Source organism: Nostoc sp. (assembly GCF_036917675.1).
Lineage (GTDB): Bacteria > Cyanobacteriota > Cyanobacteriia > Cyanobacteriales > Nostocaceae > Nostoc.
The window spans coordinates 64,015-78,354 of sequence record NZ_JBALCT010000047.1 but is presented as its reverse complement, the minus strand read 5'-3'; the positions used below and the strand labels follow the sequence as shown (position 1 = coordinate 78,354).

The 14,340-nt window shown below is 41.9% G+C and carries 14 protein-coding genes; 10 read left to right on the top strand and 4 right to left on the bottom strand.

Annotated features, from left to right (window positions below):
* Positions 1-83: 83 nt before the first annotated feature.
* A complete protein-coding gene (gene psaA, locus V7K31_RS16520; protein WP_335095405.1) occupies positions 84-2,342 on the bottom strand; it encodes a photosystem I core protein PsaA in 2,259 nt (752 codons plus the stop codon).
* 428 nt (positions 2,343-2,770) lie between these two features.
* On the opposite strand from psaA, the gene V7K31_RS16515 reads away from it, so the two are divergent.
* Both V7K31_RS16515 and V7K31_RS16510 read left to right on the top strand, forming a co-directional pair.
* Positions 2,771-2,908, top strand: coding sequence for a hypothetical protein (locus V7K31_RS16515; RefSeq protein ID WP_335095403.1), 138 nt, complete (start codon positions 2,771-2,773; stop codon positions 2,906-2,908).
* 565 nt (positions 2,909-3,473) lie between these two features.
* Positions 3,474-5,108 carry a hypothetical protein gene (locus V7K31_RS16510; RefSeq protein ID WP_335095401.1) on the top strand — a complete coding sequence of 545 codons (1,635 nt, stop codon included), beginning with the start codon at positions 3,474-3,476 and terminating at the stop codon, positions 5,106-5,108.
* Here the strand turns inward: V7K31_RS16510 and glsA are convergent.
* Entirely contained in the window at positions 5,073-5,987 is a 915-nt protein-coding gene (gene glsA / locus V7K31_RS16505) for a glutaminase A (protein ID WP_335095399.1), read from the bottom strand. The genes V7K31_RS16510 and glsA overlap by 36 nt on opposite strands.
* A 565-nt stretch (positions 5,988-6,552) precedes the next feature.
* Here glsA and V7K31_RS16500 point away from each other — a divergent pair.
* The 3 genes from V7K31_RS16500 to V7K31_RS16490 all read left to right on the top strand — a co-directional run bounded on the left by V7K31_RS16500 (position 6,553) and on the right by V7K31_RS16490 (position 8,670).
* A complete protein-coding gene (locus V7K31_RS16500) occupies positions 6,553-7,011 on the top strand; it encodes a hypothetical protein (RefSeq protein ID WP_335095398.1) in 459 nt (152 codons plus the stop codon).
* Between the two features lie 26 nt (positions 7,012-7,037).
* Positions 7,038-7,322, top strand: coding sequence for an RICIN domain-containing protein (locus V7K31_RS16495; RefSeq protein ID WP_335095458.1), 285 nt, complete (start codon positions 7,038-7,040; stop codon positions 7,320-7,322).
* Positions 7,323-8,217: 895 nt separating this feature from the next.
* Positions 8,218-8,670, top strand: a complete 453-nt coding sequence (locus V7K31_RS16490; RefSeq protein WP_335095397.1) for a hypothetical protein — start codon at positions 8,218-8,220, stop codon at positions 8,668-8,670.
* Between the two features lie 278 nt (positions 8,671-8,948).
* Here V7K31_RS16490 and V7K31_RS16485 read toward each other — a convergent pair whose 3' ends face one another.
* Positions 8,949-9,113 carry a hypothetical protein gene (locus V7K31_RS16485; protein ID WP_335095396.1) on the bottom strand — a complete coding sequence of 55 codons (165 nt, stop codon included), beginning with the start codon at positions 9,111-9,113 and terminating at the stop codon, positions 8,949-8,951.
* Between the two features lie 35 nt (positions 9,114-9,148).
* Positions 9,149-9,310 carry a hypothetical protein gene (locus V7K31_RS16480; protein WP_335095395.1) on the bottom strand — a complete coding sequence of 54 codons (162 nt, stop codon included), beginning with the start codon at positions 9,308-9,310 and terminating at the stop codon, positions 9,149-9,151.
* Between the two features lie 153 nt (positions 9,311-9,463).
* On the opposite strand from V7K31_RS16480, the gene V7K31_RS16475 reads away from it, so the two are divergent.
* The 5 genes from V7K31_RS16475 (at position 9,464) to V7K31_RS16455 (ending at position 14,164) form a co-directional block, all read left to right on the top strand.
* On the top strand, positions 9,464-11,026 hold the full coding sequence (locus tag V7K31_RS16475) for a thioredoxin-like domain-containing protein (protein WP_335095393.1): 1,563 nt from the start codon (positions 9,464-9,466) through the stop codon (positions 11,024-11,026).
* A gap of 556 nt (positions 11,027-11,582) precedes the next feature.
* Complete coding sequence (locus tag V7K31_RS16470) at positions 11,583-12,005, top strand: KGK domain-containing protein (protein ID WP_335095391.1); 423 nt, start codon at positions 11,583-11,585, stop codon at positions 12,003-12,005.
* Positions 12,002-12,409, top strand: a complete 408-nt coding sequence (locus V7K31_RS16465; protein WP_335095389.1) for a DUF952 domain-containing protein — start codon at positions 12,002-12,004, stop codon at positions 12,407-12,409. Before V7K31_RS16470 ends, V7K31_RS16465 begins: the two co-directional genes overlap by 4 nt.
* Before the next feature lie 33 nt (positions 12,410-12,442).
* Entirely contained in the window at positions 12,443-13,084 is a 642-nt protein-coding gene (locus tag V7K31_RS16460; RefSeq protein WP_335095388.1) for a Uma2 family endonuclease, read from the top strand.
* A gap of 66 nt (positions 13,085-13,150) precedes the next feature.
* A complete protein-coding gene (locus V7K31_RS16455) occupies positions 13,151-14,164 on the top strand; it encodes an RluA family pseudouridine synthase (RefSeq protein ID WP_335095387.1) in 1,014 nt (337 codons plus the stop codon).
* Positions 14,165-14,340 lie beyond the last annotated feature (176 nt).

The window sequence follows — 14,340 nt, the reverse complement described above, 5'->3', positions numbered from 1 at the left end:
TCAGCGTCTAGAGTCCTGAAGTCTGAGTCCTGAGTTCTGAGTTTTGACTCAGCACTCAGCACTCAGCACTCAATAACTGATTTCTACCCTACTGAAAGGATATGTGCATGGAAGAACGCCCAAGTTGTGGCAATTCCTCCCAAGAGGTAGTGAGCTACCCCTACAGCCCGACCCTGAATAATGCTCAGAGCGCGAGGCTGAATTGCTGGAGCTACCTTCAGTTTGTTATGCGCCCAAACAATGGACTCAATCAGTTCTTGCCAGTAGCCGCGACCACTGAACAGGAACATCAAGCTGAATGCCCAGACAAAGTGAGCGCCTAAGAAGAGTAGACCATAGGCAGATAGCGCGCTGCCATAGGAATTGATGACTTGTGTAGCTTGTGCCCACAAGAAGTCTCGCAACCAACCGTTGATGGTGATAGCGCTTTGGGCAAAGTTACCACCAGTGATGTGAGTCACATTCCCGGCTGCATCTACGGTTCCCCAGACATCTGATTGCATCTTCCAACTGAAGTGGAAAATTACAATCGATATGGAGTTGTACATCCAGAAAAGTCCGAGGAATACGTGATCCCAACCAGAGACTTGACAGGTACCGCCACGACCAGGACCGTCGCAGGGGAAGCGGAAGCCCAAGTTAGCTTTGTCTGGAATCAGACGAGAGCTACGAGCGTATAGCACACCTTTGAGCAGAATTAGGACGGTGACGTGAATGGTGAAGGCGTGAATGTGGTGAATTAGGAAGTCCGCTGTGCCCAAAGCAATGGGCATCATCGCCACTTTACCGCCAACAGCCAAGATACCGCCGCCAAAGGCATAGCTAACTGGTTCTATGGCGTTGGGTGCAGTTGTACCAGGAGCCAATGTGTGGATATTTTGTATCCACTGGGCAAATACTGGCTGCAATTGAATCCCTGTATCAGAGAACAAGTCTTGAGGACGACCCAATGCCCGCATTGTGTCGTTGTGGATGTAAAGTCCAAAGCTATGGAAGCCGAGGAAAATAGACACCCAGTTTAGATGAGAAATAATCGCGTCACGGTGACGAATTACCCGATCCAGCACGTTGTTTTGGTTCACAACTGGATCGTAATCTCGCACCATGAAGATTGCAGCGTGAGCCGCTCCACCCACAATCAAGAAGCCACCGATCCACATATGGTGAGTGAATATGCACAACTGTGTAGCGTAGTCAGTTGCCAAGTATGGATAGGGGGGCATCGCGTACATATGATGCGCGATGATGATGGTCAGCGAACCCAAGAAGGCTAGGTTAGTAGCCAACTGAGCGTGCCAAGATGTGGTCAGGTTTTCGTAGAGACCTTTGTGACCTTCACCGGTGAAAGGACCTTTATGGTTTTCTAGGATCTCTTTAATGCTGTGACCAATACCCCAGTTGGTACGGTATTGATGACCAGCAATGATGAACAGAACTGCGATCGCTAAGTGGTGATGAGCAATATCAGTCATCCACAAGCCGCCTGTTACCGGGTTCAGACCGCCCTTGAAGGTGAGGATGTCAGCATACTGACCCCAGTTCAAGGTGAAGAAAGGTGCTAAACCAGCAGCAAAGCTAGGGTACAGTTCGGTCAACAAGTCTTTGTTCAAGATGAACTCGTGGGGCAAGGGGATGTCTTTGAGAGCAACGCCTGCATCCAAAAGCTTGTTGGTCGGATTGGACACATGGATTAAGTGACCTGCCCATCCCAAGGAACCACAACCTAGCAATATTTGCAAGTGGTGATTCAGCATCGACTCCACATTCTGGAACCATTCCAGTTTGGGAGCGCGTTTGTGGTAGTGGAACCAGCCGGCAAATAGGAATAAGCCTGCTAATACCAAGCCACCGATCGCAGTTACATAAAGCTGGAAGGAGTTTGTAATCCCCCAACCACGCCATACTTGGAACAAACCGGAGGTGATTTGAATACCGTGGAAACCACCGCCAACATCACCGTTTAAAATGTCTTGTCCCACAATGGGCCAAACGACTTGGGCGCTAGGCTTAACGTTCAACGGGTCCGTTAGCCAAGCTTCGTAGTTGGAAAACTTCGCGCCGTGGAAAATCATCCCGCTTAACCAAACCATCACTACGGCTAGGTGGCCGAAGTGGGCTGAGAATATCTTGCGGGAAATGTCTTCTAAATCGCTTGTATGTGTATCAAAATCATGGGCGAGTGCGTGCAGGTTCCAAATCCATGTGGTGGTTTTGGGACCTCTGGCTAAGGTTCTGTCAAAGTGTCCAGGTTTTGCCCATGCCTCGAATGAGGTTGGAACCGGGTCGTTATCGACGATTACTCTTGCCTTTTTTTCCTCTCGCTCCGGAGGACTTATTGTCATTCGACCTCCTCTCTTGATAAGGAATGAGGAATCATGAATACCACAAAATGAACCATTATCACATGTTCCAGAATTTTACTGAAGCCGCGATCAAGACCCGATGTGGATTGTTGTTTCTCGTTGAATTATAGAGTCTTAACTTGTACTTTGTTAGAGATATTTTAACAATAATTCAAACTTGCTCAAATCTGGCTGGAATTCCTGCCTAATCTGGCTTTTACCTTCAAACCTTTTGTCCAAAAGTCAATAGATTATCCATTTAATTTACAAAGGGTAACAAATCGCAAAATTTATGGTTTGGCTGTATGTAGCCGATGTTCCAGCTTTTACTGCTATTACTCGTGAATATTTATGTCATATTTCAATTGTTATAAGTAAAAAGTTGTAAATGATATGATTTTTTTAGAATTTCCTAAGATTCACGCCGTGTGCAACTTTCTCTCAAATCTAATCCCTACCCCTTACGCCAGGTGCAACAAGAGTGGCTCGCCGCCCAAGGCACTGGCCATTGGTGTCAACTTAACGTGAAAGCCAGTCTAGAAGCAGCTTTTAGATTGTCTCGTTAAGAGTCTCCGACTGGGAATGCCGTTCTAGAGGCTCCGCCTCCCTTGCTGGCGGCAGAGCCGCCAGGAGCAGCATTTCCAGCCAGAGGCTGGAAACTAGGTTTTAAACGAGGTTTTAAACGAGGTTTTAAAAGGGTTTGCGCTTAAGTTGACACGTATGGGCACTGGCGCTCCCCTACTAGTGTTGGCTACGGTGTACACACAAGTCATTGGTGAGGCCATTTACGGTTAAGTCTCATATGCTCTGAGATACCTCACCCTGGTTTTACTACGTAAAACCTGTCCCTCTCCTTAGTAAGGAGAGGGATTGAAGATAGGACAGGGTGAGGTTTTGGAGGATTTTGGGTAATCGGAGTACTAGCGTTGGGGAGCAAGAATCAAAAGCTCTCCCCGTTTCGAGGAGAGGAATGGAAGCGGGGTTTTAAGAATAAGTTGTACATTTGCTGAGATATACAGCAAAACTTCTGGGATGTGAGGCAGATTTCACCTTTTGGGCTATAGTTCCCTATGGACAGTTTGAGCCAAAATAATCTAGTCAATTGTCGAAGACTATCACTGGGTGCAACACATGAACTCGTGGCAGAAAAGGGTATTAGAGAAGCTCCTCCCTGAGAGGTTCCCGATTCTCAGGTGGGTAATGACATTGGTGCTGATATTAAGCTTGATCAGTTGTGGCGAGAAAGCCGATAGCCAGGAAGTATCTACTGGCTATAGAGAAAATCCTCCACAGATTTCTCAAATTTCAAAGCAATTTTCGGAAATTTCCCCACCATCTGTGATCCAAGAACTGCGTCCGATCTTGGAAGTTTATCAGCCACAAGTGACAATTGTGACTCCACAACCTGATGAAGTTTTCCCAGATAACAAAGTCACAGCCAGTTTTCAGGTTAAGGATCTACCAATATTTAAAGATCCACAATTACAACTTGGTCCCCATTTACACGTAATTCTGGATAATCAACCTTATATACCGGTTTACGACCTGAGTCAGCCCTTGGCTTTGCCAGATGTGTCTCCAGGTACTCATACCCTGCGCGTCTTTGCCTCCCGTCCTTGGCATGAAAGCTTTAAGAATGAGGGCGCTTATGCCCAGACAACATTTCACGTTTTCACCAAAACCGACGACAACAACCCAGATCGCAAATTACCTCTGCTAACTTACAGCCGTCCGCAAAGCACCTACGGAGCGGAACCAATCTTACTAGACTTTTATCTAACTAACGCGCCCCTGCACCTAGTTGGGAAGGAAAACCCTAAAGACGAATTCAGTGATTGGCGCATCCGCTCGACAATTAATGGTGAAAGCTTTATTTTCGATCGCTGGCAAGCAGTTTATCTTAAAGGCTTCCGTCCAGGTAAAAACTGGGTAAAACTGGAATTTCTCGATAACCAGGGAAATCCTCTCAAAAATGCCTTTAATACCACAGTCAGAGTGATTGACTACCAGCCAAATGGTAAAGATACTCTGTCGAGAATTACCAGAGGAGAACTCACAGCAGATGAGGTGCGGGGCATTGTAGACCCGAATTATAAACTTGCACCCACGCCATCTGCTGAAAAAACACCCCAAATACAACCAACGGTAGAAAAACAGCCCATTCCTGAAACCGAAGTTGCAAAAGAATCCAAAACACAGCCAGAACAACCAAAATTAGAAGTTCCAACTGCTGTACCATTTCCCAGTTTGTCACCGACACCACCCGAACCACAGCCTGAGGTAACGCCAACTCCTGAATCAACGCCGTTACCTGAAAAAGTTGCGCCTCAGCCAACAAAACCTAGATTTGGCGGATTTTTTAACCGTCGGGCGGGTAAAGTCCCCAATCCAGAAGCACGAATTGCACCATCTCCTAGTTTGCCACCGACGCTGCCAGAGATTATTCAGTCTCCGACACCAGAAATAATTACGCCAACACTAGAACCAGAGCCAGAGATAACGCCGACTCCTGAATCAACGCCGTTACCGGAAAAAGTTGCGCCTCAGCCAACAAAACCTAGATTTGGCGGATTTTTTAACCGTCAGACGGGCAAGACACCGACTCCAAAAGTAACAATTGCACCATCTCCTAGTTTGCCACCGACGCTGCCAGAGATTATTCAGTCTCCAGCGCCAGAAATAATTACGCCAACTCCTGAATCAACACCTCGCGATCCAGAAAAACCAGAATTAACCAAAAACACTCAACTGCAACTCTTGCGCTAAAGCCTCAACAAATGCGATCGCACCTACAGGATTTCCGATATTATCCAACCCAGGACTGTAACAAGCGATCGCTCCCTCACCTGGTACTATTGCTACAAGTCCACCACCAATCCCTGATTTCATCGGTAAACCAATTCTGACTGCAAACTCGGCAGAAGCTTCGTACAGTCCACAAGTTAACATTACAGCCTTGACAATCCGGCGATTTTGTGCTGATATACAGCCATTTTCGCAAGCTAGGAGTTTTCCTAGCAGGGCTAAATCTTCAACTCGCCCAGACAGGCAGCATATTTGCTCGTAGGTGTCAAGTGCTATTTCAATATTTTCTAGATGGCCAGTTTCGGCGAGATAATTAGCGATCGCTTCATTGGCTTTTGAGCGGGTTAATCGCACCGAAGCCAGCATGACTTCATCTAACCTTAGTTGACAACCTGCTAATTGGTTGAGCCATTGACAAAATAATAAAGTGCGAACGCTTGCGTCCTTTCCTGGTAATTTCTCAGCGAGGGTAATTGCCCCACTATTAATCATTGGGTTGCGGGGGCGTCCGCGATCGCTAACTAATTGTTCTAAAGAATTAAAGGGTGCATCCGATGGTTCTACCCCAACCCACCCAAAAACTCTTTCTGCTCCTAAATGTTCTAGTAAATAAAGTAGAGAGAATGTCTTAATCACGCTCATTAGCGGGAACACACAAGCTGTATCCCCAAAGCTTATAGTTTTCCCCGATTCACAGCAGATATGAACTGCAAACCAACCAGGATTAGCTTTAGCTAATTGCGGAATGCGATCGCTAATTTGTCCCTGTTTAGCTTGGATTTTGGCTAGTTGTATCCAAGCTGATAACTTCGTAGTAGTTAGTTTTTCAAATCCTTTCAAAGTGTAACTTTTCTATAAGTTCATTTCTTAAATAGCAATTAACAGTATACTAGCAAATAATACAGTTCAGTTAAGTATTTCTTCTTTCTCTTTACGTTCTTTGCGTCCTTCTCTGAGAGACGCTGCGCGTTGGCGGAAGCCTCTGGTAGAGATGGCGGTAGCCTGCGGCAAGCCGCTTTCCGTCTACGTTAAAAAAATTGACTTTCACAAAGAGTTTTAGCATCAGGATTTGTGTAAAAATAACCTGAACAATTTTTATGTTAAAGCTAGATTTAGCAGGCTATTTCAAATAAATTTTGTACAACTTATTTTTACATGGAGCCTTAACTGAACCATATTGTACTTGGAAGTTGATTAAGACTTTATATTTATAGTATCATCAAAACACCAAGTTTAGCATCTATAACCTGTAATGTTTTCTTGGTCGTTGTTTTTGTTTTGAACCTCAAAGCGGAATATTTTTCGTCCCTGCACTGTTTTGTAAGGACTACTTAATTGCGCGATTTTACCGCGATCACATTTCAGCAGTATTTACAGAAAAAAGAACTTTATTGGAGGTAAGTTTGTGAAATTATCTAAACTCTCAAAAATTCTAGGTTTAACAACAGCATTTGCAATTTCATCACAAGCTACGTTGCTTGTTCAACAAAACAAGGCTCTAGCGAGTGCTGGTACAGCTATCCTTTATCCAGGCGAAGAATTATTCGCTAATCAATACTTAATTTCACCTAATAGGAAATATGAAGCTATACAGCAATATGATGGAAACTTTGTTCTTTATGATAATAGTAAGAACCCTCCTTTTCCTCTGTGGGCATCAAACATTCTTAACAGATATATTTACTACATTATCATGAAAACCGACTGCAATTTAGGCAATTATACATATAGTGGAATCCCTGTGTGGGCAACTAATACAAATGGGCGTGCTTCTTATTGTCGTCTGGAACTTCAAGATAATGGAAACTTGGTAATTTATACAAGTGGTAATATTCCTGTATGGTCAACGGGTACCAACAGATAAGTTGCCTTGGTTAATCAGATAAATGCATTGATGTAGCTGGATATCCTGGCACAGCGAATGGTGCGCCATTGCAACTTTTTGATTGTGAACTATCTGAATTTACCAATACTGGTAGCCCTACAGATCAGAAGTGGAAATACATTGATGGAGGATTTATTAGAAATCAATTATCCAACAAATGCATTGATGTAGAAGGAAATCCTGGCACAGTGAATGGTGCTACATTGCAACTTTATGATTGCGAACTATCTGGAGTTACCAATACTGGTGAGTCCTCTGATCAGAGGTGGCGATTGGAACCAAGTTTTTAAGAGATTAAGGGGTGGGGTGCAATATGTATCCCCATAGCTGATAGTTTGTCCGGATTCACAGCAGATATGAACTGCAAACCAATCAGGATTAGCTAAAGCTAATTGTGCGGAATGCGATCGGTAATTTTTCCTCGTTCAGCTTGGATTTTGGCTAGTTGTATCCAAGCTGATAACTTCGTAGTAAGTAGGTGGGTGGAAAAATTTCTAACTATGTCATTGCGAGTAAAACTGAGTCAAACGAAGCAATTGCAAGAGTTTTAGGTATTTTACATTTCGTTACATAGTTCGGTTTATTTGAGTCTACCTACTTAGTTAGTTTTTCAAGTACTTTCAAAGTGTAACTTTTCTATAAGTTCATTTCTTAAATAGCAATTAACAGTATACTAGCAACTAATACAGTTCAGTTAAGTATTTCTTCTTTCTCTTTACGTTCTTTGCGTCCTTCTCTGCGAGACGCTGCGCGTTGGCGTCAGCCTCTGGTAGAGATGGCGGTAGTCTGCGGCAAGCCGCTTTGCGTATAGGTTAAAAAAATTGACTTTGACAAAGAGTCTTAGCCTTAAAATTTTTGTAAAAATAACCTGAACAATTTTTATGTGAAAGCTAGACTTAGCAGGCTATTTCAAATAAATTTTGTACAACTTATTTTTACATGATGCCTTAACTGAACCATATTGTACTTGGAAGTTGATTAAGACTTTAATAATAGCCTCAAAACACCAAGGTTAACATCTATAACCTGTAATGTTCTCTTGGTCGTTGTTTTTTGTTTTGAACCTCAAAGCGGAATATTTTTCGTCCCTGCACTGTTTTGTAAGGACTACTTAATTGCGCGATTTTACCGCGATCGCATTTCAGCAGTGTTTACAGAAAAAAGAACTTTATTGGAGGTAGGTTTGTGAAATTATCTAAACTCTCAAAAATTCTAGGTTTAACAACAGCATTTGCAATTTCATCACAAGCTACGTTGCTTATTCAACAAAACAAGGCTCTAGCGGGTACTGGTACATCTACCCTTAATACAGGCGAATACTTATTCGCTGGTCAATACTTGATTTCACCTGATGGGGAATTTGAAGCTATACAGCAATCTGATGGAAACTTTGTTCTTTATGATAATGATAACAACACTGCTCTGTGGGCATCAAACATTCTTAACACATCTGTTGACTACACCATCATGCAAACCGACTGCAATTTAGTCAGTTATACATATGATGGAAGCCCTGTGTGGGCAACTAATACAAATGGGCTTGGTTCTTATTGTCGTCTCCAAGTTCAAGATGATGGAAACTTGGTAATTTATACAAGTTATGATGTTCCTGTATGGGCAACAGGTACTAACAGATAAGCTGCCTTGCTTAATCCGATAAATGCATTGCTGTAGCTGGAGATCCTGGCACAGCGAATGGTGCGCCATTGCAACTTTTCGATTGTGAACTATCTGGATTTAACGGTTCTGGTAATAGCACAGATCAGAGGTGGCGATCGCAAGCAAGTTTTTAAAAGATTAAGGGGTGGGGTGCAACGCTAAAAACATTTCTAATTTATGCGGTTCCTGAAAGTTAGAAACTGGCATTTCTCAAGACTAGCCAGTTTTTAGCTTTAAACTTGTTGGCGTTTTAACTCTTATATCAATACTTGGCAGTGCTTACTGGCTTCTCTTGCCTGTTGCCTGAACTGTTTAGCTTGCTCTTGGTTAGTTAAATATACTTCAGATGCTTTTTGTATGAGTTCAACAGCTTGTTTACTGAGTTCCTGAATACGAGTCTTTAATTCTTCAATTGTTTTCATCTTTGCTCCTGTTCTGAAATCACAATTTCCAAATTTTAGGCTTCTTCATAAAGTATATCTGCTCTACTAGCCAGCAAGCTAGCATCATCAAAATCATTGTTTGCTATTGCTCTGTCATGAGCTTCATACAACTCATCAATGATTTCTTGTAATTGTGCGTAAGCTTGTAATAATACATTGCGGGTTTCTGACTTCATATTTACTGGTTAAATATTTAACTCTCCTGCAATTAAACTTAGATTTGGTTTTGTCTAAGTCTCTAGTAGCAACACACGGTAATATATCATTATTTTTCATCGGTCTATTTCAAAAAATTGGTATAAACATCCTCTAAGAGCAAAGTATACTTTATGATTCCCCGTGTCAGAGCGCCAGAATTACCGCAAAATTACTCTTGGTTCAACACCGATAAACCCTTGTCTATTAAAAAACTCAAGGGTAGAGTGGTAATTTTAGATTTTTGGACATACTGCTGTATCAATTGTCTGCATATTCTGCCAAACCTGAAATATTTAGAACAAAAATATAAAGATAGCCTTACCGTTATCGGCGTTCACTCTGCCAAATTTGACAACGAAAAAGAAACAGAAAATATTCGCCAAGCTATCCTGCGCTATGACATTGAACATCCAGTTGTAGTTGACAATGGTTTTCGGATTTGGGAAGAGTATGCTGTACGTGCTTGGCCTACATTAATAATTATTGATCCAGAAGGTTACGTGATTGGTCAGATTTCTGGTGAAGCAAATCGTGACACTTTAGACGAGTTGATTCAAAAGTTAATTCAGCAACACCAAGACAAAGGCACAATTAATTTTCAAGAATTCAGCTTAACTTTAGAAAAACAGCGCCAACCATTAATTACACCTCTAGCTTTTCCTGGTAAAGTTCTAGCTACTCCAACAGGTTTATTCATCGCTGATTCAGGACATCACCGCCTGATTATGAGTAGCTTCGACGGAGAAATTCTACATTTAATTGGTACTGGAAAATCAGGTTTAACTGATGGTGCTTTTCACGAAGCGCAATTTTTTGCACCACAGGGAATGGCATTTGATCCCGAAAATCAGATTCTTTATGTTGCTGATACAGACAATCATACCTTGCGGCGAGTTGATTTAAAGCGTCAAGTAGTGGAAGCGATCGCAGGAACTGGTGAACAAAGCCGCAATATTCGTCCTCATGGCGGTGCTGGTTTAGAAACTGCGCTAAATTCTCCTTGGGATTTAGTAAAGGTGGGAAATACCCTGTTTATTGCAATGGCTGGACTGCATCAAATTTGGCAAATGGATTTAGAAACTGGCATCATCAAAACTTATGCTGGTAGTGGTGCAGAAGCGTGTATTGATGGTTCACTTATCGAATCTGCCTTTGCTCAACCTAGCGGTATTACTAATAATGGGCAAGAATTATATATTGCTGACAGTGAAGTTAGTTCAATTCGCGGTGTGGGAATTGTAAAACCGTACCAAGTGCGAACCGTTTGCGGTAGTGCGGATTTATTTGGTTTTGGTGATGTAGATGGACAAGGTGAAGATGTCCGTTTACAACACTGTTTAGGAGTGGAATACGCTCAGAATTATCTGTGGGTAGCAGATACCTATAATCACAAAATTAAATTAGTTAGTCCTAGTGGCAATTGTCAAACAGTTTTGGGAGATGGTACTGTTGGTTTACAAGATGGACAAGGTAAGAATAGCCGCTTTTTTGAACCTTCGGGATTGAGTGCGATCTGCGCTTCTCTGCGAGACGCTCCGCGAACGCAGCAGCGCTTCGCTATCGCTTCTTTTTTATATATTGCCGATACCAATAATCATGCCATCCGCCGCGTAGATTTAAATACTCTTGAGGTGACAACGCTAGAGTTTCTGGGGTTATGTGCGCCAGATGTTTGTATTCCGCCGAATCTATGAAATTATAACCTCACGCAAAGGCACTGAGAAAAACTCTGCCTGCCTACGTAATATTTTCAAGAATGATGTTGTAAAGTGATTATCTTTAGTAGCTAAAATATAAGTATTATCACTGGAATAATTTTAATAATTGCGGAGTAAGATAGTTGATTAGTTTAAACTATCATGCAGACACTTACTAAATTACATTAACTACTAGGATTAATATTCACTAACTTGATTAGGACTTACGCATCATACATATGTACTATACGAAATTTGGGCTTTTAAGCCATATTTACAGCATAATTCAAGTATTTGAACCACATCTGTCGTAGGGGCACAGCAATGCTGTGCTCTTACTGCGTGGTCTATTTACATGAAAATAGCTGTAACATCCAACACAGTCAATATGCGACCAAATCAGGGTTGTGTTGGGTGGCTGAAACGTTGATTTTACGTAATATATATTATGGTTAATTTGTACAGAGCGTAAGTCATATTGATGTCAACAAAATTCCAGAATAAGCTGAAATTATCAAGTAGGTATTGTCCACTCTGAATTAACTACATTCAAATGAATAATCAATTCATTACTCTAGACTGTGACGATGATGTTGTACTCTTCCAAAAAGACACTTTTAAAGTCAGCAGATTAAAGGAATTAGTTCGGGAACAGATTTGCAGCAAGTGGGAACGTCATAGTGCTTTTGATCACATGACTCAAAAGACTACCACTCAAATTTCTGAATTTTTAAAGGAAATATCTCTTAGTCAAGAGATTATCAAAATAGATGAAATTAAATTGAATTTGATTATAGATTGCCAGATACTTAAAATTACCGGTAAAGGCTGGCAGAAAGGAAAATTGAAAATGCAAATAAATATCTCAAATGTCACCACAAATAAATATACATTATATCTGGAATTTTGTTCTGATGAAGCCGTTAAGCCCGAATCGCCTTTAGATGATATTCGCAAAATGATAGAAGTAACATGAACACTATCCTCCACATCACCAAACGCCAACAATGGGAAGACGCGAAAATACTCGGTAGCTATCGCACTGATTCGCTAGATAGTGAAGGCTTTATGCACTGTTCAAAATCAACGCAAATACTCAAAGTTGCAAATAGATTTTTTGATAATCAAAAAGAATTGGTACTGCTTTTTATTAATTATGATAAAGTCCAAGCTGAAATTCGCTATGAACCTGCTGAAATAGGCGAATTATTTCCTCACGTTTATGGTGAGTTAAATATTGATGCTGTGTATCAGGTGATTGATTTTGAAGCTGGGGAAGATGGTTTATTTGAGTTGCCGCAAGAAGTTATAGATTTAGAAGAACAAACCGCAGAGGCGCAGAGAACGCGGAGAAAGAGAGATGAAAAGTCAGGGGTTTGATTCATAATGAAATTATTTAACAACTGATATGCTATGGTTACTCTTCAACTCAAACAAATTCGAGTTCCAGCAGGACAAAGAATAATACTGGAAGATGTGAGTTGGGAAGTATTTGAAGCAATCCTCAACGAGTTAGGAGAGCATCGTGGGAGTCGAGTAGCATACAGCCAAGGAACGCTAGAAATTATGGCTCCATTACCAGAACATAAACGAGCTAAGGTAATCATCGGAGACTTAGTGAAAGCCTTGCTAGATGAACTCAATCTGAATTGGGAGTCTTTAGGTTCAACCACCTTTAAGCGAAAAGATATAAGTGCAGGTATTGAACCTGATGATTGTTTTTATATTCAAAACTATAAGCTAATGATCGGGAAAGACATGATCGACCTAACAGTTGATCCTCGTCCTGATATGGCGATTGAAATTGATGTCACCTCTAAAACCCAAATTAGTGCATATCAGGCGTTAAGAGTCCCTGAAATTTGGCAATATGAAAGCAAAAATCTAGAAATTAGCTTTCTGCAAGGTGAACAATATGTAAAGTCTCTCACAAGCCCCACATTTCCTAATTTTTCTATAACTGATCTTATTTCCCGGTTTGTGGAAATGGCGCGAACCACAGGAATGAGTTCAGCACTTAAAGGGTTTCGACAATGGGTAAGAGAACAGATTTGATGTTTACCGAAAAACAAGCTAAAGTCGCGCTTTACTTAAAGAACGGGGAATTAATCTAGAGCAATTGTGACCGAATTTAATTTACAAATCCCAGAAAATAGCGATCGCTTGTCTTTCCCTATGGAGGATGCTGCACCTAGCTTGCTTCCCCTTGGGAGTATAATACACTGCGTCAACACTTCATGCGATCGCCTTGACCGTTACCTTTCCCAAGAATTACCAGATTTATCCCGTTCTCGCATCCAACAGTTAATCGAACAGGGTAATGTCCAACTTAACGATAAAGTTTGCACATCTAAGAAGATCAATGTCAAGGTAGGCGATCGCATTATTCTCGATATACCAGAAGTTCAACCCTTAGAACTACTAGCAGAAGATATTCCCTTAAATATCCTCTACGAAGATGACCAGTTACTTATTCTCAATAAACCCGCAGGTTTAGTTGTCCATCCTGCGCCCGGTCATCCAGATGGCACTTTGGTAAATGCGCTATTAGCTCACTGTCCCAATTTACCAGGAATTGGCGGAGTTCAGCGTCCGGGAATCGTCCATCGATTGGATAAGGATACTACCGGAGCGATCGCGATCGCTAAAACAGATATTGCCCATCGTCACCTACAAGCCCAACTCAAAGCTAAAACTGCACGGCGAGAATACTTAGGCGTAGTTTACGGTGCGCCAAAAACTGAAAGTGGTACTATAGACTTGCCCATTGGTCGCCATCCCCAAGACCGCAAAAAAATGGCAATCATACCCGTTGAAGAAGGCGGACGCGTCGCCGTCACTCATTGGCAAGTACTAGAACGTCTTGGTAACTTCACCTTAATTCACTTCCAATTAGAAACTGGACGTACCCATCAAATTCGCGTCCACAGCGCCAAAATGGGTCATCCAATTGTTGGCGATCGAGTTTATAGTTCTGGTCATTCAGTGGGGGTAAATTTGCCCGGTCAAGCATTGCACGCTTGGCGGCTAAAATTGCAGCATCCCCTATCTGGGGAGTTGATTGAGGTGACAGCTACTCCTCCCGCCCACTTTACAAAACTTTTGGAGATGCTAAAAAGACGAACTACACTTTAACGTTCTTTTATTCAAAAGTGATCGCACTCTTGTTCTGGCGGATTTGAGGAACGATCTCGCCCTGACTTCGGTACTTAACGCCGGGGTTTTTGGTTGTGAAGTGCGTTAGCGTAGCTCACCGTAGGTATCGCGTTCAAGCACTTAACTAACAATTTTTGTTAGATAAGTGCAATCTC

Excerpts from the sequence above, each read along its gene's own strand:
- V7K31_RS16460 (WP_335095388.1), top strand. The coding sequence starts at position 12,443 with ATGGTTACTCTTCAACTCAAACAAATTCGAGTTCCAGCAGGACAAAGA.
- V7K31_RS16510 (WP_335095401.1), top strand. The coding sequence starts at position 3,474 with ATGAACTCGTGGCAGAAAAGGGTATTAGAGAAGCTCCTCCCTGAGAGG.
- V7K31_RS16475 (WP_335095393.1), top strand. The coding sequence starts at position 9,464 with ATGATTCCCCGTGTCAGAGCGCCAGAATTACCGCAAAATTACTCTTGG.
- psaA (WP_335095405.1), bottom strand. The coding sequence starts at position 2,342 with ATGACAATAAGTCCTCCGGAGCGAGAGGAAAAAAAGGCAAGAGTAATC.
- V7K31_RS16465 (WP_335095389.1), top strand. The coding sequence starts at position 12,002 with ATGAACACTATCCTCCACATCACCAAACGCCAACAATGGGAAGACGCG.
- V7K31_RS16470 (WP_335095391.1), top strand. The coding sequence starts at position 11,583 with ATGAATAATCAATTCATTACTCTAGACTGTGACGATGATGTTGTACTC.
- V7K31_RS16480 (WP_335095395.1), bottom strand. The coding sequence starts at position 9,310 with ATGAAGTCAGAAACCCGCAATGTATTATTACAAGCTTACGCACAATTA.
- V7K31_RS16485 (WP_335095396.1), bottom strand. The coding sequence starts at position 9,113 with ATGAAAACAATTGAAGAATTAAAGACTCGTATTCAGGAACTCAGTAAA.